Origin of the sequence: Bacillus sp. FJAT-45066, assembly GCF_002335755.1 — a bacterium.
GTDB lineage: Bacteria > Bacillota > Bacilli > Bacillales > Bacillaceae_I > Bacillus_CD > Bacillus_CD alkalisoli.
In genome coordinates, this window is sequence record NZ_NISQ01000001.1 from 2,822,712 (window position 1) to 2,848,480 (window position 25,769).

Below are 25,769 nucleotides of genomic sequence, written 5' to 3' on the forward strand. Positions count from 1 at the left end.
TTTGTATACAAGGTAAGTAACCGAATACGAATATACGTAAACATAAATAATCTTTTTTTATAACGATAGGAATTTTGTCTGACACGTCATTATTCTATATTCCATCAACATATTTCGAGTTTTTCTTACAAATGAAACTTGAAAAAATAGTAAATTTGAACCATAATACTTTTGTCTACATTTGTCAGTTATTTGTAAACTTCATCAAGACTACCGATAGGAAGCAATGAATTCGAAGCATATTTGTTAGCTAATCGTGATCAAATAAAAGGTGTATCAAAACAGCAACGAGGTAAATTTGAAGCATTGATCATGAACATTTTTGAACACTTATCAGATTAATTTATAAAAATGCAGGACAAAAACCTAATCGTTTTTCGGTCCTGCTTTTTATTGTCCTCGATTAGCTTACTATATTCTTTATATACAGTTATTAACTCAATTACTCCTAACGCTTTCGCATTGGGACTCAGTTTTACTTTCTTCACACTGGAAAATAGGTATCGTTACCGACACTTTTGTACCGACTCCAATATTACTCTCTATTCCATATGTGCCACCCAATTGTTGCACCAAAGATGCTACTATAGCTAATCCAAGACCTGTGCCTTCTTCGGTTGTTTGTCCATTTACACGATAAAATGGTTGGAATACAAAAGGCAGGTTATGTTCCTCGATCCCTATACCAGAATCTTCAATATGAAATATAACACTATTTCTTGAAATCGCTACATTTAGTGACACTTTCCCAAACTCCTTGTTGTATTTAATCGCGTTAGAAAGAAGGTTAAGTAATATCTGATTTAACCTATTTTCATCACCGTAAACGAACGTATCTCTTAACGGATAATTATTTGTTAAAACTATATTCTTACTTCGCGCTATTCCCTCTACTGCTCCACACGCCAGCTTCATAGATTTTATGATAGAAAGTGGTTCATTATTATATTTCACATTACCAGACTCAAGGACAGAAAAGTCTAGTACGTCTTGTAGCAATCCATTCAACAATTTGGCCGAATCATATATTTTATTGATCCAACTATTTTGTTTCAACGAACCTTCCTTTTGCATTTGTAATAGTTGAGCAAAACCAAATATACTATTTAACGGTGTTCGTAAATCATGACTTACTTGGGATAAAAACAAATTTTTAGCTTGAGTGGCATTTTCCGCTTCTCTTTTTGCTCTCGCTAACGAATCTAACATTTGTTTCATATCCGTTATATCCGCTCCGACAAACACATATAGCGTTTTATCACCACTTAGTCGTATCGGTATGAAATCTACTTTTAAGTAACGACCATCCTTCAACTTTATTTCCCAATCTCTAACAGGTGCTCCTACTTTTATTATCTCTATTGCATAAGGAAAAACAACGTCTGGCTCAGCCATATTAGGAGTTAAAAGTTCAAACCATTCTTCTACCGTTAAGCCTTGAATATTTTGTGTAATAGGGTCTAAATAAAAATATTCATACCCTCTACTATTAGACATGACCATACGCCCATTCTCTATTACAGAAACACACATTTGTAAAGAATCTAACAGTTTTTGATTAAAGTTAATAGATTCTAATAACATATCTTTATAATGCTTTTGTACTGTCTTATCCCTGGCATTCACAATCACAAACGTTTTATTCTCTTGCTCATATTTTGTTAACGTGACATCTACATACACATTTTCATTATATTTATTCAAATAAACAGTATCGATAGATTCCGATATGGGATCTTTTGTTTCTAAGTATTTCTTCTGCGTATCCATTGCAACTTGATGATAGTCTTGGTGCAAGATATCATTCATTCTCAAAGTTAGAAATTCTTCTTTACAATATCCAAGAATTTCTAACATTTTCTCATTCACATCTATCACTTTAGGTTCTAAGTCATTCAGTTCAAGTAAAATCATTCCATCGTCTGCACAATTGAAGATGGTGTTAAAATTAATATCCTTCATTACATTATGGAAAGAAACTTTAGTAAACGTTATTAATTTTCCACCCTTTTGTTGGTCTTCTTCCAATAGGGTGATTGTGTATTGATACGTTTTCCCATTAATGACAATATGTTCACTAGTTTCTTTGTTTAAATCTATCGTTCCGCCTTCTGATTGATTAGCAAAAAGACTCTCCATATCTTTCCCAACGGAATCTTTTTTATCAATTTCAAAGAGTTTTTCACACGCCTCGTTTATGAAAGCAACTTCATTTTGATCCGATACGATAACGATTGCTTTCTCCAACTTATTAAGAGCCATAGACAGTAAGTTCATATTCACAACTCCTATACAGCAAAACTAGCGAAATATTCTAAATTTGCTTAATTTTTTACTTTTATTAATTTTATCAAAAAAACTAATTTCCTTAAATGTTTTATTGTAGGAATAGTCCATATGAGATTATTTTTATAAAATCCAGTTGAATATATTTTGTACACAGTAAAGTATTTTTCTGTCATACTTCTATCTTCATTCCTAATCAATTACTTCTTAGCTATGATAAAATAAAGGATGCTTTCGTTTAGTATAAAGTATCTTTTAATCTAGGAGTGTTTTTAAATTATGAATAAAAAAGACATCGCACATTTTCGAAAACAATTTAAACCTGAAAACGAAGCTTTAAAAATAAGCGACATTTTTAATGTGTATATACTGAAGGAATCAAATGACATATACCACCACCAAAGCCAACCTTTCGAAATGCTAGATAAAGACCAACAAGAATTGTTTTTAAATAACTTTAAAAAAATGCTTGGTGGTCAACTAGACGAGAAACTATTTGAACTAAAGTTTCGTCGCGATGCGGACAATAATAGCCAGCTTATTTTGCATCAAGGGTTATTAAGCCCAGATGTTGACGGTTGGAGAGAGCAGATGCTTCAAGTAATAAGTAAAATGCTTGCCAGTCGCCAATATGAGATGGATATCGTTGTTACATTTATACGTGGCGAATACAGAAAGAAGATGAAGCGCGGAGGAGATGATACAGAAGAAAATGATAGAGGTACCGTTTATTCTCATCCTTTTATATTGTGTAGTATTAACAACACACAAGAACCGAAGAAAGAACTGCTTTTTGATTATGTAGGAAAAGAGTTTAAATACAATTTTGTTTTAGACCCCGTTATTAACCTTAATGCACCAATTGCAGGATTTCTTTTCCCAAGTTTTACGGATAACGCAGCAGACGTTAATCACGTTCTTTACTCCGCAGGAAAGGTGCACGAACCTGATCATACGTTCATAGAGGACGTCCTAAATGGCGAAGAGACGATGACAGCAAAAGATGATAAGATCGTTTTTGAAGAAATTATTAAAAACGTGACAGGTGATCAATTAAGTACTTCTACACTCTCGAATGTGTATGATGAAATTCACCGTATGATCCAAGAGAATGAAGAAGAAGAACAACCGAAATTGGACTACGAAGACGTCGGTCGTGTATTAAGAATGAGTGGTGTAGAAGAAGCAAGTACGGACAAAGTGGAATTAGCTTTCCAACGAGTTATTGATGACGAAAAGTATGAAATTAAAGCAAGTAGTGTTTTACCAAAATACAATTCTAAATCTATTAAGATCAACACAAAAATAGCTAATATCTCCATCAGTCCACAAGACTTAAGGTATGTAAAACAAATTCAGTTTAGTGGCAAAAGTTATTTAATGATAGAAGTAGAAGAAGATACTGTAATTGAAGGATTTAAAATGATTCCGGAGGCTTTTGGTGAGGAAAAGTAAGTAGCGTTGATGAAACTATCGAACTCGGTAACCTGCTCAAGTTCATTTTGGCCAAAAGCTAATTCCATAATGAACTTGATATGGGCTTTCAAGTTCATTTCGATCGAGGAATTATCCCATAATGAACTTGATACGGTCTCTCAAGTTCATTTTGATCAAAGAATTATTCAATAATGAACTTGATATGCTCTCTCAAGTTCATTTTGGCCAAAGCATAATACGAATGTGAATATGAGGTAGGCGTCTTACCAACTACTTCCAGTCAACGTTTAGACAGGGAAGTCTATTATAAAAAGACCATCCAGTCACCGTATAGGCAGGATGGTCTTTTACTTTTATGCTATCACTTCATCTGAGAGAAGGGAATTACGCCCACCACATATCGGTTGGTTTCTCTTCTATAATAATCGAATTTAAGTTCTTCACTGCTCTTGCAAAGCCTTCCTCAACAGACATTAATGGATCTTCATGTTCAATACTAACGACGTAGTCATACCCATATGTGCGTAATGCACTGATCATGTCGGACCATTCTTGAATGCTGTGGCCACAACCGACGGAACGGAATGTCCATGCTCTCGTTTGGACTTCGCCGTATGGCTGCATGTCCACTAGACCATACATATTGACATTTTCTTGGTCAATGTATGTATCTTTTGCATGGAAATGGTGGATGGCATTAGCTTTTCCTAAAATTTTAATAGCCGCTACTGGATCAATTCCTTGCCACCATAAATGACTAGGGTCTAAATTAGCACCGATTGCATCACACGTTTCTTCACGAAGTTTCAGTAACGTGTATGGTGTATGAACTAAAAATCCACCGTGAAGCTCTAAGCCAATTTTTACGTTATGACTTTTTGCGTATTGGCCCATCTCTTTCCAATAAGGGATCAACTTTTCTTCCCATTGCCATTTTAAAATTGCGCCATATTCTGTAGGCCACGGTGTTACTGGCCAGTTCGGGTATTTTGCTCCTTCGTGGTCACCAGCAGTACCGGAGAAGCAGTTTACAACGGGAACTCCCATTAAGCTCGCTAGTTTAATTGATTTCTTTAATGCTTCGTTTGACTCTTCAGCGAAAGCTTTTTCTGGTGAAATAGGATTGCCATGACAACTAAACGCACTAATTTCTATTCCTCGAGAAGTCACTTTTTCTAAATACTCTTTGCGTAATTCTTCGCTTTCAAGTAACGCATCGATATCACAGTGTGCATTTCCTGGATAGCCACCTGTTCCAATTTCAACCGCTTTGACGCCTGCTTGTTTTACATAATCAAGCATTTCATCTAAGTTTTTTTGAGAAAATAATACGGTAAAGACACCTAATTTCATATATATTACCTCCTTTTATAATTGTACGCTTTTACCTGTTTCACTACTTAAGTAAATAGCATCGATAATTTGAGATACGCGCATTGCTTCTTCTGGCTTTACAACTAATTCGCTTTTACCTAAACACGTTTCAACGAAATTCGTTACTTGCGCAAGACCTGGGTTTATTTCACCTGGAATCCAGTCAACTTTACTACTCGTTAACATTCCGTGTTTTGCTTGATTTAGTTCTAATGGGAATAAATCGATTCCGCCCTTATCCCCTGAAATGCTAACACCTTCTGAATCCTCTTTTACATTAGCCGCCCAAGACGTTTCAAATAGCATCGTTGTTCCATTATCAAATCGAATGTACGCTGTAACATGATCGTCCACATCAAATGTATCATGGTTAAAGCTTCCCCACTCATTCACTTGGTTCGGCATTTTGCTTAAACGGTTATACGATTGACCGACAACTTCCACTGGCTTCGGATTTCCTAGTAACCAAAGGGATAGATCTAAGAAGTGACATCCCCAATCAATAAGGCTTCCGCCACCTTGAAGTTCTTTATTCGTAAAAACTCCCCATCCAGGAACCTTTCTTCTTCTCATCGCATGAACTCTAGCCACCATTGGTTTACCAATTTCATCTGCCAAAATTAGTTTCTTCGCTGCTTGGGCTTCTTTTGTAAAGCGATAATGGAAACCTATCGATAATACTTTTCCTGAAGAGTTAGCAGCTTCAATCATAGATGCCGATTCCTCAGCTTTCATCGCCATTGGCTTTTCACATAAAACATGAACACCCGCTTCTAATGCTGCAATCGTTATTTCGGCATGGAATTTATTTGGGGTACAAATCGTTACGGCATCTACTTCTCTTAGTAATTCTTTATAGTCTGTGAACACTTTCTTTATCCCGAATTTTTCAGCAACGGCGTTCGCAGCATCTAGGTTAACATCACAAACCGCTTCTAACATCACCATATCTTCTATTTGTTGGTACGCCGGGATGTGACGGTCACGAGCAATCCCGCCCGTGCCGATAATTCCCATTCTTAACTTCGTCATTATTTCTTCACCACTTATATTTTTGTAATTTGTTTTGTTTCATTAGATGCTAGCGCAGCTAAAACGACTTGAAGAGATTTCATTCCTTCTTCACCCGAAACTGGTGGTTCTACATCATTGATGATGCTATTAATAAATTGATCGATAATTTGAGAGCTTGTTTGTCCTCCAGAATCGTTCGTTTGAATGCCACCTAACTCATATTTCACTACTTCACCCGTTTTGTATTGAACGATAACAGAGTTAACAGGGTCATCTTCCAAACGTACAATGGCGTTTTCTGCATAAATAACTGTAGCGTTATCTTCTTTTGAAACGTAAGACCAACTAGCTGCTAACGTACCGATAATGCCACTTTCTGTTCTTAATACACATACAGCTGTGTCATCTACATCTGTATTTTGTTTTGCACTAGTCTCGATAAATGCGCCTACTTCTGCAAATTCTTCTCCAAGGATATAGCGAAGAAGGTCTGTTTTGTGAACACCAAGGTCTCCCATTGCTCCGATGAATGCTTCTTCTTTATTAAAGAACCAGCTTTCTTTTCCGTCTGCACTCCATCCTTCTGGACCGCCATGACCAAATGCTGTACGGAAGCTATAAATTTTCCCAAGCTCGCCACTTGCCACTAATTGTCTCGCTTTTTGATGGGAAGGTACAAAGCGTTGGTTATGGGCGATCATTAGCTTTTTATTCGTTTGCTTTGCAACTAGGATCATTTCTTCTGCTTCTTCTTTAGATGTTGCCATAGGTTTTTCACATAAAACGTGTTTTCCAGCCTTAAGTGCTGCAATCGAAACAGGAGCGTGTAGATAGTTTGGTGTACAAACACTTACTGCATCTATTTTAGGATTTGCTAAAAGTTCTTCATAGTTCGTATAAGCTTTCGCGCTGTACTGTTCTGCAAATTCGTTTACACGCGCTTCCACGATGTCACATACAGCTACAATTTCAACTTGCTTATTGTTCGCATACTCTGGTAAATGGCGATGTTTAGCGATACTTCCGCAACCAATAACTCCAATTTTTAATTTACTCATAAAAATTCCTCCTATTTATTTCGATTATGAATTGCATCTCTATTTTTGTTTCTAGTGAATTTGTAACTTCATTGCATTACTAGTTTTTCGGTTTAATTTCTTCAAGTGGCTGTGCGTTTCCGTAAACAGGGTAAGAACGTTTTGTTGGCGCCGCCCATCTTACACTGTTTTTAATAACCTTTTGGATTTCTTCATTATGATAAGTTGGATATGTTTCATGTCCAGGACGGAAGTAAAAAATCTTCCCATTTCCTCTACTATAAGTACATCCGCTTCTGAATACTTCTCCACCTTCAAACCAGCTTAAGAACACTAGTTGTTCTGGTGCTGGAATGTCAAAATGTTCTCCGTACATTTCTTCTCTTTCTAGCTCGATTTTTTCTCCAATTCCTTCTACGATAGGATGACTTGGGTCTACCACCCATAGCCTTTCTTTTTCATCTGCTTCTCGCCACTTTAAGTCACATGACGTTCCCATCAACGTTTTGAAAATTTTTGAAAAGTGACCGGAGTGAAGGACAATCAGTCCCATTCCTTCTAATACGCGTTTCTTCACTTTTTCTACTACTTCATCGCTTACTTCATCGTGAGCAATATGGCCCCACCAAATTAAAACATCTGTTTCCTTAAGCACTTCATCTGTTAAACCATGATCTGCTTCATCTAAAGTTGCCGTTTTTACGTTATGCTCTTCTTTTAAAAAGTTAGCGATTGCACCGTGAATACCTTCCGGGTAAATGTCTCTAACTACCGGATTTTTTTGTTCATGACGAAATTCATTCCAAACTGTTACATTCAACATATTATTTCACTCCAAATTTTTGTTTTAAGTAGTTTATACTAATTTCAATACTTTCTAATGGCGTGCGTCGGCTCACATCTTGCTCGACAATCCACCACTTTACTTGTTGCTTTTCTCCGATTTGTAGAATCGATTCCATATCTACGCCACCAGTACCAAGTTCAGCAAAAAACTTTTCGCCATCTAGCGTCATATCTTTTAAATGGACAAGCGGCGTTCTTCCACTATAGCGATTTAGCCATTCTGCCGGATTTTCTCCTGCCTTTGTTAGCCAATACACATCAAACTCCGCATTAATAGATGTGTCTTCCAGTATTGCTTCCAATATTTTTCTACCATCGCTCAGCTTTTCTAGTTCAAAATCATGGTTATGGTAGCAAAGAGTGAATCCTTGCTCTTTACACGCAACTTCCGCCTCTTTTAAAAAAGAAATAAGCGATAGGTAACGCTCCTCATTTTGCTCTTCTGGCTTAATATAAGGGACAACAATATACTGAGTTCCTAAAATTCTTTGTTCCTCTATTACTTTGTCCAAGTTTTCCTCTAATTGCTCTAATGGGACATGACTAGAAGGTGCTTGAAGTCCAAATTGATCAAGCAGACTTTTCACTTCTGTTACATGTAAGCCAGCATAACCCGCTAGTTCCACACCGTCATATCCTAGCTCAGCCACTTTTTTTAACGTTCCAGCAAAATCGTTCTCTATTTCTTCTCGCAACGTATACAATTGTACTGCAATTGGAATTCTCATCGTATGCCTCCTCTTTTCATCTTATAGATAAAAACGCTTTCATATATGTAAACATCATAAAATAGATAGAAATTATACAAAATAGATAATATAATGGAAACATGAACTATTTTGCTATTTATTTATAGATTGGAGAAAAATCTTTGGACACATATATTCGTTTTTGTGGGTATTCCTATCATACAAAAGGTTATTATTCTCAAGATACGGACGCTTTAACAGGCTATTTGATTCGGTTACAAACAGAAGGAACTAGTGAAATAACGCTAAATAACGAAAAGCACAGTATGAAAAAAGGAGATTTATTATTCGCTATACCTGGCGATTTTTATGAACTGAAAATTGAGGAAGAGGAAGTTAGTGCGGATTATCATTTATCTATATCCGGATCATGGATAGAGGAATGGTGGAACCGTTCAGAAAAACCACGCCTATCAAAAATCGACTTAGAAGATAGAATATTATCATTATGGAGACATCTTACTTTAGAAAAGCGTAGACCCCTATCGGAAAAAGGTAATGAACTACCCTCTCATTTATTGAAAGCACTTTGTTTAACTTTAGAACGAGCCGTGAATGAGACAACTTCTGATATCACTAGACCCTATGTTGTAACAAGGATGCTTCGTTATATAGAGGAACATGCCACCATTGGCCTTATGGTGGAGGATGTAGCTAAACATGCTGGTCTAAGTGTCTCCCGAGCAGTACATCTTTTTAAAGATATAACAGGAAAAACAATCATTGAATACGCGCAAGATATCCGAATATCTGCTGCAATTGATCAAATGAAGTACACGACAATGACACTCGAAAACATCGCAGAAAACTGCGGCTTTAGCTCGTACGCCTATTTTCATCGAGTATTTAAAAAGAAATACGGAGTTTCACCTGGGGTGTATAGGAGTAGGTGAGGATTGAAGGCGCAAGACCCCCGTACAGTAAAAATTTACTGCATTGGGGGTCTGCACCAAATTTGAAATGGATTAAGTTGTAGAAATAACAAAAGAAGTTAGTGCTCTAAAAATGTTTGGAGGAAGTTGAGTGTGTATGTTGTACATTTAATAGTAATTATTTTCCCAAAAAATTCAGGACATTTTTGGGAGATGTATGCTTAATAAATAATTAACCTTAGCAGAAACTTTTTATTTGATTTTCAGTGATTCCTTTAATTAGTCTAAGTTCACTAATTAAATATTGATTTGCGTTTTCTAGCATTTTTTTTTCGCTTGTATTAAGTGCTTTTTCTTTCTTCATACGCATTAAATCACGTACAACTTCAGCACCTTCTTGTATTTTACCCGTTTTAACTTTGTCCGTGTTCACTTTAAACCTTTGTTTCCACGGCAGTAATCTATCTGATTCTCCATGCTGAAAAATGTGCATAATGTGTTTTAATGCAATTATGTCAGTAACTGGACGTATACTTGAACTCAATATTTTACCCTTAGGAATCATGACTTGCATATTGCTGATTAACATTCGTATGACATAATACTGTTGTTTTTCCCCTGATATTTCCTTTTCTTCCAGGGAATTAATTATACCTACTCCGTGCATTGGATATACAATGTTATCGCCAATTTGGAACAAATAATCCACCTCCATATATGGTAACCTTCTTAAGTATAACACATATATTATTTTTTATCAAATTTTTAATAATATCATAAAATTACTTTACGAGTCAACTACTTTTTCTTTAAAAGTTAGGAAAGGTAAATATAATAGAAAGTGTATCGAATTTCCAAAAAAGAGAAATTAATTTTCCCGTATATATTCTGTATCTCTACCTATTAACGTAGATCGATAACTTAATCATTATGAGCTCTTTGTTTGTATTGCATAATGCTCTTCTTTTTCTTTGTGGATTTTTACTATTTTTGCTAAATGAATCAATTTCATAATTACTGTTCGTTTAGTGAAGAACGAATGTTAACTTTATAATAATTAAATAACGTTCGATATAAAGCGCAAATTATATGAAAGAATAGGTATAATATTCGTTTTTCGTTTAGTACTTGTACATGATGAAACTCACTCAAATGACAAAAATTTGTATTTTCTTACGTTTCATGATATGATAAAGAAGAATTATTTTTGTTCGGTGTAAGGGATAGTATGAATATTAACTTTTCATCTTGATGATACTTTGTCCAAGGATAGTAATATAATGTGTGGTAACGCACTAGGAGGCAACAAAAATGGAACAAGGTACAGTAAAATGGTTTAATGCAGAAAAAGGTTTTGGCTTTATCGAACGAGAAAATGGAGACGATGTATTCGTACACTTCTCAGCAATTCAAACTGACGGCTTCAGATCTTTAGACGAAGGTCAAAAAGTAACGTTTGACGTTGAGCAAGGTGCTCGTGGAGCTCAAGCTTCTAACGTTCAAAAAGCTGCTTAATCTTATATCATTTATCCAAACAGGCCCTTTATCAAGGCCTGTTTTTTTATATTCTCTGAATAATACTCCATAATAACCCAAAAATGGTGCCTGTATTAATGGGATACACATATATAATAGAAGAGGCTTCTGACAAGTTTATACAACTCGTGAGAAGCCTCTTTTCATTACCTGACTTAAATGATTAAATTACCTCTCCATTTTTAGATCCCCTCAATAAGATCTTTAACTATTTCTGGGCGGTCAAAGAAATATTCCTCCAATAAAGGAATGATCTCAAAGGTCAGAATTCCATCATACCATTCCTGTTCATCCATATATTCAGGTTTCGATGTGAAGAAACTATGACCAATTGCATAACCAGGTCCTAACTGGATATCACCGATTATTTCTTTATTCATTTTCTCGACGGCAAGCAGGATTCTGTTTACCATAACAGTAGATACACCAGATTCTTGAATGGCTCTTCTCCACCCCTCATTAAATGCTGGTTTAAGTGTCACGAACGCAAATCTACGGCGAATTGCTACTTCTAATTGGGCTGAAGCACGCGATGCTGTATTTATTGTTCCTATCAGGTATACGTTATTTGGTACGGTGAATTTCTTATTAGAGTACCCCATTGTGACATATTCGCCACGCCTATCACTTTCAATTAGCATAATCAATTCACCAAAAACCTTAGACAGGTTACCTCTATTAATTTCATCAATAATAAAATAATAATCCCGTTCTGGATTTTTTAGGGCACGCTCACAAAACTTATAGAAGATTCCATATTGTAGCGAAAACCCGTTTTCATCTGGTCTATATCCCATAATGAAATCTTCATAAGCATAATTTTGGTGAAATTGCAGCAATTCCACACGTTCTGAATCTATTTCCCCCATTAAAGAGTAAGCAAGTCGCTTTGATAAAAAGGTTTTCCCAACACCCGGCGGTCCTTGAAAAATTATGTTCTTTTTATATTGTAAAAGATCCCTGATCGTATCATATTGGTTTTCATCTATAAAAACTTCACTCAAAAAATCCTCTTTTGTGTAACTGTTGAATGTTTGGCTATTAATTTCAGCCACCTCCTCTTTTGAATCAAGCTTTAACTTCAAAGGTTTTGGTAAATAACAACCACAATGAATTGCAAAATTCTATCAACTCTTAGTTTTTTAGAAATGATGTCTGCGTTAAAGGTTTAATCTAGTGGAGGTATGGCACCATAAGGGAGAAATTTTTTCTATCAATAAAAGTTTGAGGTTTTAATTATGCTTTTAGATTTATTTTCGAAGTAGAGTACTGTAGAATTATTTGCTTGACTATATATTAATTTCTAAACATAAATAGTGTCAATATTAAAAAAATCGATATTTTTTTCAACTCCACAAAAAAAAGAAAAGGCTTCTCACAAGTTTTAACAACTCACGAGAAGCCTATTTATTATTAATTGCGTTAGCAAATGTTAGCATAAACTATTTTTTTGACATAACATTTAGATAATGCAGTTTACCTCTTTTATTTTGGCTCTGTTAAAGTTTAATGTTGATATCAGCAGAAAAACTAGAACTTCCATATAATTGGGAGTTCTAGTTTGAATTATTGTCGCTTTTAACTATCAAAACAACTTTTAGAGTTTACCAGTCAATATATCTTGCTTCACCAGTTCCGAATAATTTATCTGCAATTAGATTACCATCTTTATCAAGTGCTCTTATTGTCCATGTTGCCTCAGAATACTCATCTAGTACAAAGAAGGCATGATTATCAACTAGCTCTTTGACATGGTAGCTATCGGGATATTTCTCAACCGTTTCCATATTGAAGTTGTAAGGCTCTGATGGCGTTAAGCCTTCCAGGTGGTTACCAACCACAATATATTTTATATCTGGATTACCAGTTCTAACTCCAATCATAAAACCATCTTTTTCATCACTTCCAAAACCAGCAGCCTGGAATGGTTCATCTCCTTCAAGTGTGTAGCCAGAATTGCCACCTGAGTAATGATACAAAAACCCAATACTTCGATGCATTTTCGCCAAGCCAAATGTATCGTTATTTACATTTTCATATAATATTGCTTTCCCGTAAGTTGTTTCTTTACTTTCTATTGGTTTAGTGCCATTAGGTAAAGCACTTGATGCAGTAAAGCGAAAGCCTACTAGGAATAAAGTACCTATTATTATTAATATGGTTACTACAATGGATTTCCACGGCTTCATTTTTGTAAACATTAAAAAAAGTATTATTCCAATAAAAGCTATCGCTAAGAAAACCAGCAGATTATACATATAATCCCCCTAAGCAAAAAACCTCCTAATTAGTTGACTAAGAGATAATAAATTTTATATTTCGAAACTAGATAACCAAAGTGTATCATAAGATTCCTTATTTTGGATTAAATTCCCTTTAATAATCAAGTCATTCATAGTTACTTCATTTCGTTGGTTTTGATAAAGCCCTTTTGAGGGTTGGGGAGTTAGTTGCTCTTAATTGGAAGGATATAGACTTTATTAACCACACTATAAGTATTACCAAGACTTATTACAATCCCAATAATAATACTTTGGAGTACTTATTAGTACCTCCGGAAACCCGAAAATCCAAGCGGAAAATTGTTGTAGATGAAGAAGTAATTCAAGCTTTAAAGAAGCACAAAGAAATCCAGAACCAAGTAATTAAGCGATTAGGTAAAGATTACTACAATAAAGATTTTATCTTTGCAAAGATGGAAAGACAATTTTGTTATCCTATTGTAATTAAAACAGTCCAAAATCGAATGAAGAGACTTCTTACTATCGCCGAACTAAATACAGACTTAACACCACACTCTTTGAGACATACGCATACATCTCTCTTAGCAGAGGCCCGTGTCTCACTCGAACAAATCATGGATCGTCTCGGTCATACCGACGATCAAGTTACGAAAAATGTGTACCTCCACGTAACCCAAGAAATGAAAAAAGAAGCCTCTCAAAAGTTCAGTGAACTCATGAGAAGCCTCCGTTAATATCCTCAATGTTAGCAAAATGTTAGCATTTCACTCTCACCTTACCAACAAACCCAGTCATACCAAGGGTTTCAGGGGCAGATTACATCATGCCGCCCATTCCACCCATGCCGCCCATATCAGGCATGCCGCCAGCACCTTTTTCTTCTGGAAGATCTGCAACTACAGCCTCAGTAGTTAAGAACATTGCAGATACGCTTGCTGCGTTTTGAAGTGCTGAACGAGTAACTTTCGTTGGGTCTACGATACCAGCTTCAAGCATGTTTACCCACTCGCCAGTTGCTGCGTTGAAACCAATTCCAACTTCTTCGCGTTTTAGACGATCTACGATTACAGATCCTTCTAAACCAGCGTTGAATGCGATTTGACGAACTGGCTCTTCGATCGCACGTAATACGATGTTTACACCAGTAGCTTCGTCGCCTTCTGCTTGAATTTCAGCAACTTTGTTGTAGATGTTTACTAGAGCCGTACCACCACCAGCTACGATACCTTCTTCTACTGCAGCGCGAGTAGAGTTTAGTGCATCTTCAATGCGTAGTTTACGCTCTTTTAATTCTGTTTCAGTAGCCGCTCCAACTTTAATTACAGCAACACCACCAGCTAATTTAGCTAAGCGCTCTTGTAATTTTTCACGGTCGAACTCAGAAGTAGTTTCTTCTAATTGTGCACGGATTTGGCCAATACGAGCTTTGATTTCGTCGCTGTTTCCATGTCCGTTAACAACAGTAGTGTTTTCTTTTGTTACAACGATTTTGTCCGCGCGTCCTAATTGGCCGATGTTTGCAGATTTAAGGTCTAAGCCTAATTCTTCTGTAATCACTTCTCCACCAGTTAGTACAGCGATGTCTTGTAACATAGCTTTACGACGATCACCGAATCCTGGAGCTTTAACAGCAACTGCATTGAATGTGCCACGTAATTTGTTCACTACTAATGTAGCTAATGCTTCACCTTCAACGTCTTCCGAAATCAGTAATAAAGGTTTCCCTTGTTGTACTACTTGCTCAAGAACTGGAAGGATTTCTTGAATGTTTGTAATCTTTTTATCTGTAATTAAGATATATGGATTGTCTAAAACAGCTTCCATTTTATCAGAGTCCGTTACCATGTAAGGAGAAGCGTATCCACGGTCAAATTGCATACCTTCTACTACTTCTAACTCTGTAGTGAAACCTCTAGACTCTTCTAATGTGATAACGCCGTCGTTACCTACGCGCTCCATTGCTTCTGCGATTAATTGACCTACTTCTTCGTCAGCAGCAGAGATAGCAGCAACTTGTGCGATTGAAGCTTTACCTTCGATAGGTTTAGAGATCGCTTTTAGCTCATTGAGAGCTACAGCAACTGCTTTTTCGATACCTTTTCGAATTCCCATTGGGTTAGCTCCAGCAGTAACGTTCTTTAAGCCTTCACGAATCATAGCTTGCGCTAATACTGTTGCAGTAGTTGTACCGTCACCAGCGATTTCGTTTGTTTTACTAGCAACTTCAGCTACTAATTTAGCACCCATGTTTTCGAATGCATCTTCTAATTCGATTTCTTTTGCGATTGTAACACCATCGTTCGTGATTAAAGGAGAACCGAACTTCTTCTCTAATACTACGTTACGTCCTTTTGGTCCTAATGTTACTTTTACAGCGTCTGCTAATTTATCTACACCACGAAGCATAGAACGACGAGCTTCTTCACTGAACTTAATATCTTTTGCCATGATCAAGACCTCCTCAGAATATGTTCATATATCTTTTTAGTAATTTAATATTATTTGTTGATTACAGCTAATACGTCAGCTTCTTTTAAGATTAAAAATTCTCTGCCATCGTATTTTATTTCAGTACCAGCATATTTAGAGAAAATAATGCTGTCGCCTTCTGCCACTTCTAAAGCAACGCGCTCACCGCTATCTAGTACGCGACCTGTACCTACAGCTACTACTTTTCCTTCTTGAGGCTTTTCCTTAGCAGTGTCAGGTAATACGATACCACTTGCAGTTTTTTCTTCTGACTGGACAAGTTCAATTACAATGCGATCACCTATTGGCTTTAACATGTGAAACAACCTCCTCAAATGTACGTTAAGTATAGTTTTTAATAATTATGTCTTTATTAGCACTCGTAACACTTGAGTGCTAACACAATTATTATATTAAATAATCAAAACCAATTTTGCAAGTATCTTGCATAATTTTTTTCTCTTTACAGCCCTTTCCATTATGTCACATTAGAAAATAATCTAAACATTAATTTCCTAATAGAGCGTACACTATAAACATCTATTGTTTTTTACATTACAAAGACTACTATATGTACTTACAGACCTTCCTAGTACAGGTCAAATGTATTTATATGGTACAATACGATGGAATCATCACATAAGGAGTAAACTATGACTAAGACTTATTGGAAAGTAATTATCGCATATGTTGTTATGCAGTTTTCTGGAATAATTGGAGTTCCTATTATGTTAAAGCTTGGAGTCGGAGAAGGATTAGAACAGGCTGCGAGGGAGTCTTTATTATTTAGCTATTGGATAACTATTAGTTTCATTGTAGGACTTCTCGTTATTTTATGGATACTTCGTACAGACTTTAGAGAGAAAGACTTTAGAAGTGCACAAGCCAGCTTGTCAAGTACCATTCTTTGGTCCGTATTAGGTTTCTTTATGGCTTTATTTGGACAAGGAATTGCGGCATCCATCCAACAACTAGTTTTCGGGATTGAACCAGGTTCGGAAAATACTCAACAGATTATGAATTTAATCATGTCTTCAGCTGCTATCATTGTTGCTGTTACAGTTGCGGGACCTATATTAGAAGAAATCATTTTCCGGAAAATTATTTTTGGAACTTTATATAAGAAATATAACTTTGCTGTAGGGTTGATTGTAAGTTCTTTATTATTTGCACTGGTGCACCAAGATTATAAACATTTATTAATTTACTTTGTAATGGGTTCTATCTTTGCATTTCTATATGTAAAAACAAATCGTATTCTTGTGCCGATTATAGCCCACGTTGCGATGAATTCGTTTGTTGTACTCGTTCAATACGTTTTTAGAGACCGAATCGAAGAATATATCGAGCAATTGGAACAGATGCAAGGGTTTATTAAGTTTTTTATGTGAGTCTGTTTCTTAGTCATCCATAAAGATGAAACTAACTCATGTAACAGTAATATTGGAGGAACGATTGTATGCGCATTACCCCTATTAAAATAGCTTATTTATATTTGGTTATGGGTTTTCTATTTCTCTACATTGCGATTATGTCAGTAGGAGATACTATTTGGCAATTTCAAACTATCTTATTAATGCTTTTCGCTACATTCAATTTTGGCGTTACCATTCGAGCGTTTATTTTGCACGACAAGGTTAAAAAGATGAAGGAGAAATAAATGGGTTGGGACAAAAGATCGATGAAGTTCATCTTCACTCAAATTTTTATCGGCTTTGAACTTCTTAACCGATGAAGTACATCTTCACTCAAATTTCTATCGACTTTGAACTTCTTAACGCCGCTGAAGTTCATTTTCACTCAAATTTTTATCGACTTTGAACTTCATAAGGTTGATGAGGTTCATCTTGACTAAAAATAGGTCAGGACAAAACCCGGTGAATTTATAGGAAGAGGCCCCAAGAACATTTTTTGTTCTTTGGGGCCTCTTTCTTTTTTGGGCGCTAGTTTTCTCCCAGCGTCTTTTTATTGTTCATTATTCATTTTTTCTAATTCCATCTTCGTTTCTGCTATTTTTGCTTTTCGATAAGCGAAACGGGAAATAACAAGACTGATTTCATATAAGATAAATAACGGTACCGTTACCATTAAGTGCGATAATAATTCTGGTGGCGTGATAAACGCCGCGATCACTAATAGGATAAAGTACGAATACTTTCTAGCTTTTACTAAAAATTGTGGTGTGACAATTCCTAGTCTTGTTAAGAACATAACTACTACGGGCATTTGAAACAAAATACCGAATGGAATCGTTAGTTGAAACAAAAACTGAAAATACTCATTAACCCCTATCACTTGGTTAATATCTAAACGTTCCGCTAATTTGTTCATAAAGTTAAGAACAAACGGAAATAAAATATAATACGAAAATGCTAGTCCACTTAAAAATAAAAGTAAAGAAATAGGTATATAGCTAAGCGTAACTCTTCTTTCTTTTTCATATAAGCCAGGACTAATGAAAGCCCACAGCTGATATAGCGTTACAGGGAAAGTGATAATAAACGCGATTAAAAAGGCAAATTGCATGAAGATCTTTATCGCATCTGTTGGACGAAACGCATGCAACGCAAACAATTGCGCTTCATCAGACTGTTGTAAATACACAATGATAGGTTCCGCTAAGAAGAAGCCGCCAATTGTTGATACAACAAAGAAGCTTGCAATGATGAATAACCTTTTACGCAATTCCCCTATATGGTCATATACCGTCATTTCTCTATCTATCATAAACGTTCATCCTTCATTACTTCTTCTGATCTTCTTTTTTTTCATCGTCATCTGCTAAACCTTTTGTTGCATTTTTAAATTCACGCAACGTGTTTCCTGCAGCTTTTCCAAGTTCAGGTAACTTTTTCGGACCGAAAATTAAAAGAGCGACAAGGCCTATAACTACGATACTTCCCATACCTAATGGCATAAATAGTCACCTCCTCGAAATATACTTATTCTACTACTTTTTTATTCTGATGGATAGTGTTTCAAGAAATATACCAAAGATTGTAATTCAACTGCTAAATCAATATGATGAATTCTAACATGATCAGGCACACTAATTCTAGCTGGAGTAAAGTTTAATATACCCTTAATACCTTTTGATACTAGTCTATCCGCTATTGGCTGTGCAACATGTGCTGGTACTGTTAGAATGGCAACAGTTATATCATCATCTAACTCTTCTTCTAGTTTATCTAAATCATAAACAGGAACGCCACCTATGTCTGTACCTATCTTTGATTTATCGACATCGAAGGCCAATTTAATCTTCGTGTTGTTATTTTTCGTGAAGTTGTAATGTAGGAAAGCAGTTCCTAAATTACCAACACCTATTAATGTAACATACGTCACTTCATCTTGGTCTAGCGTTTTACGGAAAAAAGTTAACAAATATTGAACATTATACCCATATCCCTTTTTCCCTAATGCACCAAAGTAGCTAAAATCTCTGCGTATTGTCGCTGGGTCTACTTTTACCGCTTCACTTAACTCTGTAGATGATACTCGTTGTTTGCCCGAGGAGCTTAAGTTTTGAATGAATCGATAATATAGTGGCAAGCGCTTTGCTGTTGCTTGTGGTATTTTTATTTGTTCGTTATTCATCTTATTCCCCCATTTACTCTATCTATATCATATCTATTATTCTGCTCTTTATTCTGTTTGCATCACATAATAAGTAAACGATTTCTTTTTGTTTTAAACATTTAATTAATTCTTCCTATCTCCATTGTTGAAAGAGATGGGAAAGAAAGATAAACTTAATCTAGACATATTGAGGTGAAACTTATGATTATTTTACAAGTTAATCAGTTAAATAAATATTTTGGTGCTGAACTTATTTTATCTAATATTAAATTAGAAGTACAATCGAGAGACCGAATTGCCCTAGTTGGACGAAATGGTGCTGGTAAATCCACATTATTGAAGATCATTTCAAATCAACTATCATATGATAGTGGTGAAATTATTAAGCCGAAAGATGTTTCGATTGGCTATTTAGCTCAAGACACCGGATTACAATCAGAACGTTCCATTTGGGACGAAATGCTGTCCGTTTTTTCTCATTTTAAACAATATGAAATAACCATGAGAGAACTGGAAGCAAAAATGGCTGACCCTGTCTTTATTAATCAGACAGAAGTTTATGAACGTATTTTAAAAGAATACGATCTGCTGCAAGAAACCTATAAACAACAAGGTGGTTTTCAATATGAGGCAGATATTCGTTCTGTCCTTCATGGATTAAACTTTGCTACCTTTGATTATAACACACCCATCTCAACTTTGAGCGGTGGACAACGAACTCGATTAGCTCTTGGTAAATTACTATTAACTAGGCCTGATTTATTAATACTTGATGAACCGACAAACCATTTAGATATTGAAACGTTGTCATGGTTAGAGTCGTACTTACAAAGTTATCCTGGGGCACTTTTAATTGTGTCTCATGATCGCTATTTTTTAGACAAAGTAGTGTCGGTTGTATATGAAATTGCCCGCAACCAGTCTACGAAGTTTTTAGGTAACTATAGTAGTTATTTGCAAGCGAAAGCTGATCAATATGAGCGTGATTTGAAGATGTACGAGAAACAGCAAGACCAAATAGAGAAATTGCGCGATTTTGTACAGCGAAACCTTGCACGCGCTTCAACGACAAAAAGAGCGCAAAGTAGAAGAAAACAGCTAGATAAAATGCAAGTGTTAGATAGACCAAATGGGGATGAAAAGTCTGCGTCTTTCGCTTTTGAGATAGAAAGACAAAGTGGGAACGATGTATTGAAGGCGAATTCTTTATCCTTTTCCTATGAAAGCCAGCCTGTTTTTGAAAATGTAGATATATCTCTAACTCGTGGCGATAGTGTCGCACTTGTTGGACCAAATGGTGTTGGTAAGTCTACACTATTGAAGATATTAGTGGAGAAATTGAATAAGCAAATTGGAAAAATACAATTTGGTGCCAATGTGACTGTAGGTTATTATGACCAACAACAGGCAGACTTGAAGTCTAATAAACGTGTGTTAGATGAGTTGTGGGATGACTACCCACACATGGCAGAAAAAGATGTCCGTACCGTTCTCGGTAATTTTCTTTTCTCTGGAGAAGATGTGCTAAAACCTGTCTTAAGCTTGAGTGGAGGAGAAAAAGCTAGGCTTGCATTAGCTAAGTTGATGTTACAGCGTTGCAATGTTTTAATATTGGACGAGCCGACAAATCATTTAGATTTAGATAGTAAGGAAATTTTAGAAAATGCTTTAATTGATTATCCAGGTACTATTTTGTTTGTGTCACATGACCGCTACTTTATTAATCGAATCGCTACGAAAGTTATTGAACTTTCGTCTACAGGTGCAATAGAGTTCTTAGGTGATTACGATTATTATGTGGAGAAAAAAGAAGAACAGCTTGAATTAGAGGCGATAGAAAGTCAGATGGATAGTACGATCCAGTCGAAACAGAAGCAATTGAAGTCTGATAGTACTGAGCCGAAAAGTTATGCACAAGAAAAAGAGCAAAAGAAAATAGAACGTCAACGAAAGCGAAGAATTGAAGAGATAGAAACAGAGATAGAACGCTTAGAGGAAAAGGTAGAAGAAAACGAAACACTACTTTGTGACCCAGACGTATACCAAAACCATTTGAAAGTGCAAGAACTGAACATGGAAAATGAAGAAGTTCAAGAAAAGCTTCTACTGTTAATGGAAGAATGGGAAGAGTTACAAGACTAAGTAATCCGGTAATCTACTTGTGCAACTATTTGGAGAAAACCAACTATAAATGTCGAAAAAAGCATGGCGATGAAAATTTCAAAAGCCATGCTCTTTTTTGTGTATAAGTTTGAGTAGTTTTTTGTTAATTCACATATTAACTAACATATCCACAAGCAAGTTACCAATTTTAGTGCGGTTTTACTAGTTATCCATAGGTTTATACACACTATCCACAATAAATTATTATTTTATCCACAAGTTTTATACACAAAGTTTTAATAGTTATCCATAAATACAATAGAGTTATCCACATACAAAACCTTACAAGTGCCAGGCACCACTCGAATTTTGTCGAAATTAAATAGAACCGGATTCATCCGGTTCTTTGTTAGTGTAGTAGGTATTAATTTTTTTCTAAGTCCAATCCTGGATTGGCATTCATATCATAGGAGGACCTTTTTCCAAGTCGATACATGACACTACCTACCGTGGCAATCATCGCTGCATTGTCTGTACATAACGATAAAGGTGGAATAACTAACTCCACACCATCTAATTCACTAAATTTTGCTTCTAATGCTGCACGGAGTCCTTTATTTGCTGCTACTCCACCTGCTAACAATACTTGATTTACTCCATACTCTTTTGTAGCAGCTAATGTTTTCGTTAGTAACACATCTATGACGCTCTGTTGAAAACTTGCTGCTAAGTTTGCCGGCTCAATCATGATTCCTTTTTGGGTAGCATTATGTAGCGTATTTATAACCGCTGACTTTAATCCAGAAAAGCTAAAATCATAACTACCTTCTTCTAGCCACGCTCTCGGTAAGTTGATCGTTGCTTCTCCCTCATGAGCTAATCTATCAACATGAGGGCCACCTGGATATGGCAAACCTAATGTACGCGCGACTTTATCATATGCTTCTCCCACTGCATCATCTCGTGTTTCTCCGATTACTTCAAAAGAACCATGCTCTTTCATATGAACTAACTCCGTGTGCCCACCCGAAACGACTAACGCTAGCAACGGAAATTTTAATTCTGTTATTAACTGATTCGCATAAATGTGACCAGCAATATGATGCACCCCAACTAACGGTTTACTTTGAGCAAACGCTAATGCTTTAGCAGCGTTAACCCCAACTAATAGTGCCCCAACTAGTCCTGGACCTTCTGTTACCGCAATAGCATCAATATCATCCATTGTAAGACCTGATTGTTCCATTACCTCTTCCAATACAATAGTCACTTGTTCGACATGGTGTCTGGATGCAATTTCAGGTACTACTCCACCAAATCGTTTATGACTTTCAATTTGTGATGAAACTACGTTTGCCACAATTTCTTTTCCATTTTTAATAATGGCCGCGGCCGTTTCATCGCAACTCGTTTCAATTCCTAAAATGTATTCTTCTTTTTGTATATTCATAAGTTCACCCACATCACTAATGCATCTTCTTTGTTATCTACATAATATTGTTTGCGTATTCCACCATTTTGAAAGCCGTGCTTTCTATACAAACCTTGTGCTACATGATTCGATACTCTTACTTCCAATGATAAAACATCGGCACCTTTATCTTTTGCGATATCTTTTGCCTTTTTTAATAGTAAATCCCCAAGCTTCTTACCCCGGTAAGAAGGGAGTACTGCGATATTTGTTATTTGAGCATCGCCCATTACATTCCAAATACCACAATAGCCAATAACTTTCTCCCCATCTTTTAAAACAATATAATGAGCATACGGGTTATTTGTTACTTCATAATAAAAGGCCTCTTTTGTCCAAGGAGTAGGAAAGGATGCCACTTCCACTTCATAAACAGCTTCAATGTCTTCTACTGACATTTTTTCTATTACAATTGTTTGCATCTATTATTACCTACCCTTTATTTTCTTCTAACCATTTTGCTTCTGCTTCAGCCAAACGAGTATAATTCGGGACAAAATGGTGTACATTAGTTGGCTCCATTTCCATTCCTATTTTACACAATTCACTTGGCCTACCATTATGTTGAACAAAAGAAGCCAGATGTGCCATCTCACCAAGTTGTCCTCGAATTACTTCTTTAAACTTATCCACATCTTCACCAACAAATAACACTTTTTTATTTAACATTTTTATTTCTTCTAACCAATCTGTTAATAAAATGTTGATATCTTCTCGTTTTGTTACTAACCGATCATTTTCCCATTCGTACAATCCTGTAAAAACTTGACCTCTTCTAGCATCCATAATAGGACAAATTACTCCAGGAAAATAACGTCCATTTGCAGCTAACAATTGTAAACTGGAAACACCAACTAATGGAATGTTTAAACTCCACGCTAACGTTTTTGCGATTGTGACACCTAATCTTACACCAGTATAGGATCCTGGGCCATTAGCCACCACTATTCTATCTAAATCTTTTGGTGTAATACCGCACTCTTTCATAAGCTGTTCTACTGCAGGCATTGCTCTCAAAGAATGATTCTTCTTCAAGTTTGTAATAAGTTCACCTACTACCTTTTCATTATCTACTATTGCAATTCCAAGCACATAAGTAGAAGTGTCTATCGCTAATACTTTCATTGTCTTGTTAACTCCTTACACAATTGTTCATAACGTGTTCCAATAGGTTCTAAAATAATCATTCTTTCACTATCCCCTTGATGGAATATCGAGACTTCCAATCTCTCTTTTGGTAAAAATTCTTCAATAAACTGGGCCCATTCCACAACACAAACGCCATCGCCTGAAAAATAGTCATCAAAACCTAAATCTTCATCACTGTCTTCTAATCGATAAACATCCATATGAAAAAGTGGTAATCTCCCTTGATATTCTTTTATGATCGTAAAGGTTGGACTATTTACATTACGTTTAATATCTAGCCCTTTAGCTAAACCTTTTGTAAAGGTAGTTTTTCCAGCACCTAAATCTCCTTCTAACAGAAGTACCTCTCCACCCATAAACAATCTCGCCATCTCTTCCGCTTGTTTCATCGTTTCATCCGATGATGTTGTATGTATTTCGTACTTGCTCATTTTGTTCAACTCCTAACGATTCTGGAAATGGTTAAAACCTGATTTTTCCAGCTCTTCTACCTTACCATCTCTCTTCAAAAATACTTTTCCTGTACCATCTACTACTTGTCCAATTTTACATATATCTATATTCTTTTCTTTACAAATGTGTAGTAGTTTAACCCAATCTTCAGATGAAATCGTTCCAACTAGTTCGAAATCTTCTCCACCAGTCAGTGCCCATTTCAAAGCATTAGATTTATTATAGTCTAAGACATGTTGACTTATAGGCAAACTTTTTTCTTCTATATAAATATTCACATGACTTGCCTCGGTAATTTCTAGCAATTCACTTGCAAGTCCATCACTTATATCGTTTAAGGACACTCGTTCGTAGGAGCTTAGGATCCTTCCTAATTCCACTCTAGGGGAAGGTTGTTGATGAGCACGTATTAGATGAGTATATGGCTCTTGATCCTTTACACTTTTCAATAGTAAATCTAGACCAGCAGCTGAATCTCCAAGTGTACCTGAAACAAACACGACATCCCCTTGTTTTGCATTAGACCGTAATAACCTCTTTCCTTTCTCTACTTTCCCGATTACTGTTACACTTAACACAAGCTTTGAAGAGGAAGATGTGGTGTCACCGCCTATTAAGTCCATCTGAAAGTCTACTGCTAACTTTTCCATACCTTTATAGATTTCTATTAATGAATTCTCATCCCAGTGTGGTGGTATCGTAATCGAAACTAAATAATATAAAGGAATTCCACCCATTGCTGCAATATCACTTATATTAGAAGCTAGTGCCTTATAGCCTATAGAATAGGAGTCCATCGTACTATGGGCAAAATGTACATCTTCCACCATCGTGTCCACGCATATAACTTGGTCATAGCTATTTTCCACTGTAAGAATGGCTGCATCATCACCAATTCCTACTATTTGTTCTTTATGAAAAAGATTGTTTGGTTGTATTTTTTTTATAAATTGAAATTCATCTGAGATAGACATGTTTACACCCCTCAAATTTTAACCACTATCCCTTATTATAACGAAACATTGGAAACAAAGAAAATATACAGTTCATTCTGTTTCCTATGTATTAACATACATTTTAATTTAGTACATTAACCAATACGAATTTACGTAGTTACATAGACTTAAAAAAATTTGTCAAAAAATTTTGAA

Annotated in this window: 26 protein-coding genes; 7 read left to right on the top strand and 19 right to left on the bottom strand. The window is 35.9% G+C overall.

All coding sequences use genetic code 11. From position 1 onward, the window contains the following. Positions 1-438: 438 nt before the first annotated feature. Positions 439-2,277 carry a sensor histidine kinase gene (locus CDZ92_RS14170; protein WP_096155839.1) on the bottom strand — a complete coding sequence of 613 codons (1,839 nt, stop codon included), beginning with the start codon at positions 2,275-2,277 and terminating at the stop codon, positions 439-441. A gap of 288 nt (positions 2,278-2,565) precedes the next feature. On the opposite strand from CDZ92_RS14170, the gene CDZ92_RS14175 reads away from it, so the two are divergent. After that, on the top strand, positions 2,566-3,741 hold the full coding sequence (locus CDZ92_RS14175; RefSeq protein ID WP_096155840.1) for a DUF4317 domain-containing protein: 1,176 nt from the start codon (positions 2,566-2,568) through the stop codon (positions 3,739-3,741). 366 nt (positions 3,742-4,107) lie between these two features. On the opposite strand, the gene CDZ92_RS14180 is transcribed toward CDZ92_RS14175, so the two are convergent. From CDZ92_RS14180 to CDZ92_RS14200, 5 genes are all read right to left on the bottom strand, one after another. After that, positions 4,108-5,076 carry a sugar phosphate isomerase/epimerase family protein gene (locus CDZ92_RS14180; RefSeq protein ID WP_096155841.1) on the bottom strand — a complete coding sequence of 323 codons (969 nt, stop codon included), beginning with the start codon at positions 5,074-5,076 and terminating at the stop codon, positions 4,108-4,110. Positions 5,077-5,091: 15 nt separating this feature from the next. Beyond that, entirely contained in the window at positions 5,092-6,129 is a 1,038-nt protein-coding gene (locus tag CDZ92_RS14185) for a Gfo/Idh/MocA family protein (RefSeq protein ID WP_096155842.1), read from the bottom strand. Positions 6,130-6,143: 14 nt separating this feature from the next. Then, positions 6,144-7,169, bottom strand: coding sequence for a Gfo/Idh/MocA family protein (locus CDZ92_RS14190; RefSeq protein ID WP_096155843.1), 1,026 nt, complete (start codon positions 7,167-7,169; stop codon positions 6,144-6,146). A gap of 79 nt (positions 7,170-7,248) precedes the next feature. Further along, positions 7,249-7,971 (bottom strand): ThuA domain-containing protein, encoded by a 723-nt coding sequence (locus CDZ92_RS14195; protein WP_096155844.1) that lies wholly within the window; start codon positions 7,969-7,971, stop codon positions 7,249-7,251. Position 7,972: 1 nt separating this feature from the next. Further along, a complete protein-coding gene (locus CDZ92_RS14200) occupies positions 7,973-8,722 on the bottom strand; it encodes a sugar phosphate isomerase/epimerase family protein (RefSeq protein ID WP_096155845.1) in 750 nt (249 codons plus the stop codon). Positions 8,723-8,865: 143 nt separating this feature from the next. Here CDZ92_RS14200 and CDZ92_RS14205 point away from each other — a divergent pair, with 143 nt between their 5' ends. Then, complete coding sequence (locus CDZ92_RS14205; protein ID WP_096155846.1) at positions 8,866-9,636, top strand: AraC family transcriptional regulator; 771 nt, start codon at positions 8,866-8,868, stop codon at positions 9,634-9,636. Between the two features lie 217 nt (positions 9,637-9,853). Here the strand turns inward: CDZ92_RS14205 and CDZ92_RS14210 are convergent, their stop codons facing one another. Beyond that, a complete protein-coding gene (locus CDZ92_RS14210) occupies positions 9,854-10,315 on the bottom strand; it encodes a CarD family transcriptional regulator (protein WP_176483782.1) in 462 nt (153 codons plus the stop codon). Between the two features lie 611 nt (positions 10,316-10,926). Here CDZ92_RS14210 and CDZ92_RS14215 point away from each other — a divergent pair. Further along, positions 10,927-11,130: a cold-shock protein gene (locus CDZ92_RS14215; RefSeq protein ID WP_096155848.1), complete on the top strand. Its 204-nt coding sequence runs from the start codon at positions 10,927-10,929 to the stop codon at positions 11,128-11,130. 203 nt (positions 11,131-11,333) lie between these two features. On the opposite strand, the gene CDZ92_RS14220 is transcribed toward CDZ92_RS14215, so the two are convergent. Together CDZ92_RS14220 and CDZ92_RS14225 are read right to left on the bottom strand one after the other, a co-directional pair. Further along, positions 11,334-12,206, bottom strand: a complete 873-nt coding sequence (locus CDZ92_RS14220; protein ID WP_176483783.1) for an AAA family ATPase — start codon at positions 12,204-12,206, stop codon at positions 11,334-11,336. A 549-nt stretch (positions 12,207-12,755) separates the two neighbouring features. Continuing rightward, complete coding sequence (locus CDZ92_RS14225; protein WP_096155850.1) at positions 12,756-13,409, bottom strand: hypothetical protein; 654 nt, start codon at positions 13,407-13,409, stop codon at positions 12,756-12,758. A 173-nt stretch (positions 13,410-13,582) separates the two neighbouring features. On the opposite strand from CDZ92_RS14225, the gene CDZ92_RS14230 reads away from it, so the two are divergent. After that, a complete protein-coding gene (locus CDZ92_RS14230) occupies positions 13,583-14,128 on the top strand; it encodes a site-specific integrase (RefSeq protein WP_096155851.1) in 546 nt (181 codons plus the stop codon). A gap of 82 nt (positions 14,129-14,210) precedes the next feature. On the opposite strand, the gene groL is transcribed toward CDZ92_RS14230, so the two are convergent. Together groL and groES are read right to left on the bottom strand one after the other, a co-directional pair. Next, positions 14,211-15,842 carry a chaperonin GroEL gene (gene groL / locus CDZ92_RS14235; protein ID WP_096155852.1) on the bottom strand — a complete coding sequence of 544 codons (1,632 nt, stop codon included), beginning with the start codon at positions 15,840-15,842 and terminating at the stop codon, positions 14,211-14,213. Between the two features lie 50 nt (positions 15,843-15,892). After that, on the bottom strand, positions 15,893-16,180 hold the full coding sequence (gene groES, locus CDZ92_RS14240; protein ID WP_096155853.1) for a co-chaperone GroES: 288 nt from the start codon (positions 16,178-16,180) through the stop codon (positions 15,893-15,895). A gap of 336 nt (positions 16,181-16,516) precedes the next feature. Between groES and CDZ92_RS14245 the strand changes: the two genes are divergently transcribed. After that, on the top strand, positions 16,517-17,254 hold the full coding sequence (locus CDZ92_RS14245; protein ID WP_096155854.1) for a CPBP family intramembrane glutamic endopeptidase: 738 nt from the start codon (positions 16,517-16,519) through the stop codon (positions 17,252-17,254). A 68-nt stretch (positions 17,255-17,322) separates the two neighbouring features. Next, a complete protein-coding gene (locus tag CDZ92_RS14250; RefSeq protein WP_096155855.1) occupies positions 17,323-17,523 on the top strand; it encodes a YdiK family protein in 201 nt (66 codons plus the stop codon). Between the two features lie 305 nt (positions 17,524-17,828). Here the strand turns inward: CDZ92_RS14250 and tatC are convergent, their stop codons facing one another. From tatC to CDZ92_RS14265, 3 genes are read right to left on the bottom strand one after another with little or no spacing between them, the layout of a single operon-like run. Then, the gene (gene tatC, locus CDZ92_RS14255; protein ID WP_096155856.1) at positions 17,829-18,590 is read right to left on the bottom strand and encodes a twin-arginine translocase subunit TatC; all 762 of its coding nucleotides are present in this window, start codon (positions 18,588-18,590) and stop codon (positions 17,829-17,831) included. 16 nt (positions 18,591-18,606) lie between these two features. Then, positions 18,607-18,780, bottom strand: coding sequence for a twin-arginine translocase TatA/TatE family subunit (locus CDZ92_RS14260; RefSeq protein ID WP_096155857.1), 174 nt, complete (start codon positions 18,778-18,780; stop codon positions 18,607-18,609). 41 nt (positions 18,781-18,821) lie between these two features. Next, positions 18,822-19,460, bottom strand: coding sequence for a redox-sensing transcriptional repressor Rex (locus CDZ92_RS14265; RefSeq protein WP_096155858.1), 639 nt, complete (start codon positions 19,458-19,460; stop codon positions 18,822-18,824). Between the two features lie 183 nt (positions 19,461-19,643). Between CDZ92_RS14265 and CDZ92_RS14270 the strand changes: the two genes are divergently transcribed. Further along, a complete protein-coding gene (locus tag CDZ92_RS14270) occupies positions 19,644-21,584 on the top strand; it encodes an ABC-F family ATP-binding cassette domain-containing protein (RefSeq protein WP_096155859.1) in 1,941 nt (646 codons plus the stop codon). Between the two features lie 385 nt (positions 21,585-21,969). Here the strand turns inward: CDZ92_RS14270 and tsaD are convergent, their stop codons facing one another. Genes tsaD through thiL form a run of 5 tightly spaced genes read right to left on the bottom strand, consistent with a single transcriptional unit; the run spans position 21,970 to position 25,592 of the window. Further along, entirely contained in the window at positions 21,970-22,995 is a 1,026-nt protein-coding gene (gene tsaD / locus CDZ92_RS14275; protein WP_176483784.1) for a tRNA (adenosine(37)-N6)-threonylcarbamoyltransferase complex transferase subunit TsaD, read from the bottom strand. Next, positions 22,992-23,438, bottom strand: coding sequence for a ribosomal protein S18-alanine N-acetyltransferase (gene rimI / locus CDZ92_RS14280; protein ID WP_096155860.1), 447 nt, complete (start codon positions 23,436-23,438; stop codon positions 22,992-22,994). The genes tsaD and rimI overlap by 4 nt, the downstream gene beginning before the upstream one ends. A gap of 10 nt (positions 23,439-23,448) precedes the next feature. After that, complete coding sequence (gene tsaB, locus CDZ92_RS14285) at positions 23,449-24,141, bottom strand: tRNA (adenosine(37)-N6)-threonylcarbamoyltransferase complex dimerization subunit type 1 TsaB (RefSeq protein ID WP_096155861.1); 693 nt, start codon at positions 24,139-24,141, stop codon at positions 23,449-23,451. After that, positions 24,138-24,596, bottom strand: coding sequence for a tRNA (adenosine(37)-N6)-threonylcarbamoyltransferase complex ATPase subunit type 1 TsaE (tsaE, locus tag CDZ92_RS14290; RefSeq protein ID WP_096155862.1), 459 nt, complete (start codon positions 24,594-24,596; stop codon positions 24,138-24,140). Before tsaE ends, tsaB begins: the two co-directional genes overlap by 4 nt. 12 nt (positions 24,597-24,608) lie before the next feature. Next, on the bottom strand, positions 24,609-25,592 hold the full coding sequence (gene thiL, locus CDZ92_RS14295) for a thiamine-phosphate kinase (protein ID WP_096155863.1): 984 nt from the start codon (positions 25,590-25,592) through the stop codon (positions 24,609-24,611). Between the last annotated feature and the right edge of the window lie 177 nt (positions 25,593-25,769).

Bases quoted from the DNA above. Each gene is read 5' to 3' on its own strand.
- CDZ92_RS14170 (WP_096155839.1), bottom strand. From the start codon at position 2,277: ATGAACTTACTGTCTATGGCTCTTAATAAGTTGGAGAAAGCAATCGTT.
- CDZ92_RS14175 (WP_096155840.1), top strand. From the start codon at position 2,566: ATGAATAAAAAAGACATCGCACATTTTCGAAAACAATTTAAACCTGAA.
- CDZ92_RS14180 (WP_096155841.1), bottom strand. From the start codon at position 5,076: ATGAAATTAGGTGTCTTTACCGTATTATTTTCTCAAAAAAACTTAGAT.
- CDZ92_RS14185 (WP_096155842.1), bottom strand. From the start codon at position 6,129: ATGACGAAGTTAAGAATGGGAATTATCGGCACGGGCGGGATTGCTCGT.
- CDZ92_RS14190 (WP_096155843.1), bottom strand. From the start codon at position 7,169: ATGAGTAAATTAAAAATTGGAGTTATTGGTTGCGGAAGTATCGCTAAA.
- CDZ92_RS14195 (WP_096155844.1), bottom strand. From the start codon at position 7,971: ATGTTGAATGTAACAGTTTGGAATGAATTTCGTCATGAACAAAAAAAT.
- CDZ92_RS14200 (WP_096155845.1), bottom strand. From the start codon at position 8,722: ATGAGAATTCCAATTGCAGTACAATTGTATACGTTGCGAGAAGAAATA.
- CDZ92_RS14215 (WP_096155848.1), top strand. From the start codon at position 10,927: ATGGAACAAGGTACAGTAAAATGGTTTAATGCAGAAAAAGGTTTTGGC.
- CDZ92_RS14225 (WP_096155850.1), bottom strand. From the start codon at position 13,409: ATGTATAATCTGCTGGTTTTCTTAGCGATAGCTTTTATTGGAATAATA.
- groL (WP_096155852.1), bottom strand. From the start codon at position 15,842: ATGGCAAAAGATATTAAGTTCAGTGAAGAAGCTCGTCGTTCTATGCTT.
- groES (WP_096155853.1), bottom strand. From the start codon at position 16,180: ATGTTAAAGCCAATAGGTGATCGCATTGTAATTGAACTTGTCCAGTCA.
- CDZ92_RS14245 (WP_096155854.1), top strand. From the start codon at position 16,517: ATGACTAAGACTTATTGGAAAGTAATTATCGCATATGTTGTTATGCAG.
- CDZ92_RS14250 (WP_096155855.1), top strand. From the start codon at position 17,323: ATGCGCATTACCCCTATTAAAATAGCTTATTTATATTTGGTTATGGGT.
- tatC (WP_096155856.1), bottom strand. From the start codon at position 18,590: ATGATAGATAGAGAAATGACGGTATATGACCATATAGGGGAATTGCGT.
- CDZ92_RS14260 (WP_096155857.1), bottom strand. From the start codon at position 18,780: ATGCCATTAGGTATGGGAAGTATCGTAGTTATAGGCCTTGTCGCTCTT.
- CDZ92_RS14265 (WP_096155858.1), bottom strand. From the start codon at position 19,460: ATGAATAACGAACAAATAAAAATACCACAAGCAACAGCAAAGCGCTTG.
- CDZ92_RS14270 (WP_096155859.1), top strand. From the start codon at position 19,644: ATGATTATTTTACAAGTTAATCAGTTAAATAAATATTTTGGTGCTGAA.
- tsaD (WP_176483784.1), bottom strand. From the start codon at position 22,995: ATGAATATACAAAAAGAAGAATACATTTTAGGAATTGAAACGAGTTGC.
- rimI (WP_096155860.1), bottom strand. From the start codon at position 23,438: ATGCAAACAATTGTAATAGAAAAAATGTCAGTAGAAGACATTGAAGCT.
- tsaB (WP_096155861.1), bottom strand. From the start codon at position 24,141: ATGAAAGTATTAGCGATAGACACTTCTACTTATGTGCTTGGAATTGCA.
- tsaE (WP_096155862.1), bottom strand. From the start codon at position 24,596: ATGAGCAAGTACGAAATACATACAACATCATCGGATGAAACGATGAAA.
- thiL (WP_096155863.1), bottom strand. From the start codon at position 25,592: ATGTCTATCTCAGATGAATTTCAATTTATAAAAAAAATACAACCAAAC.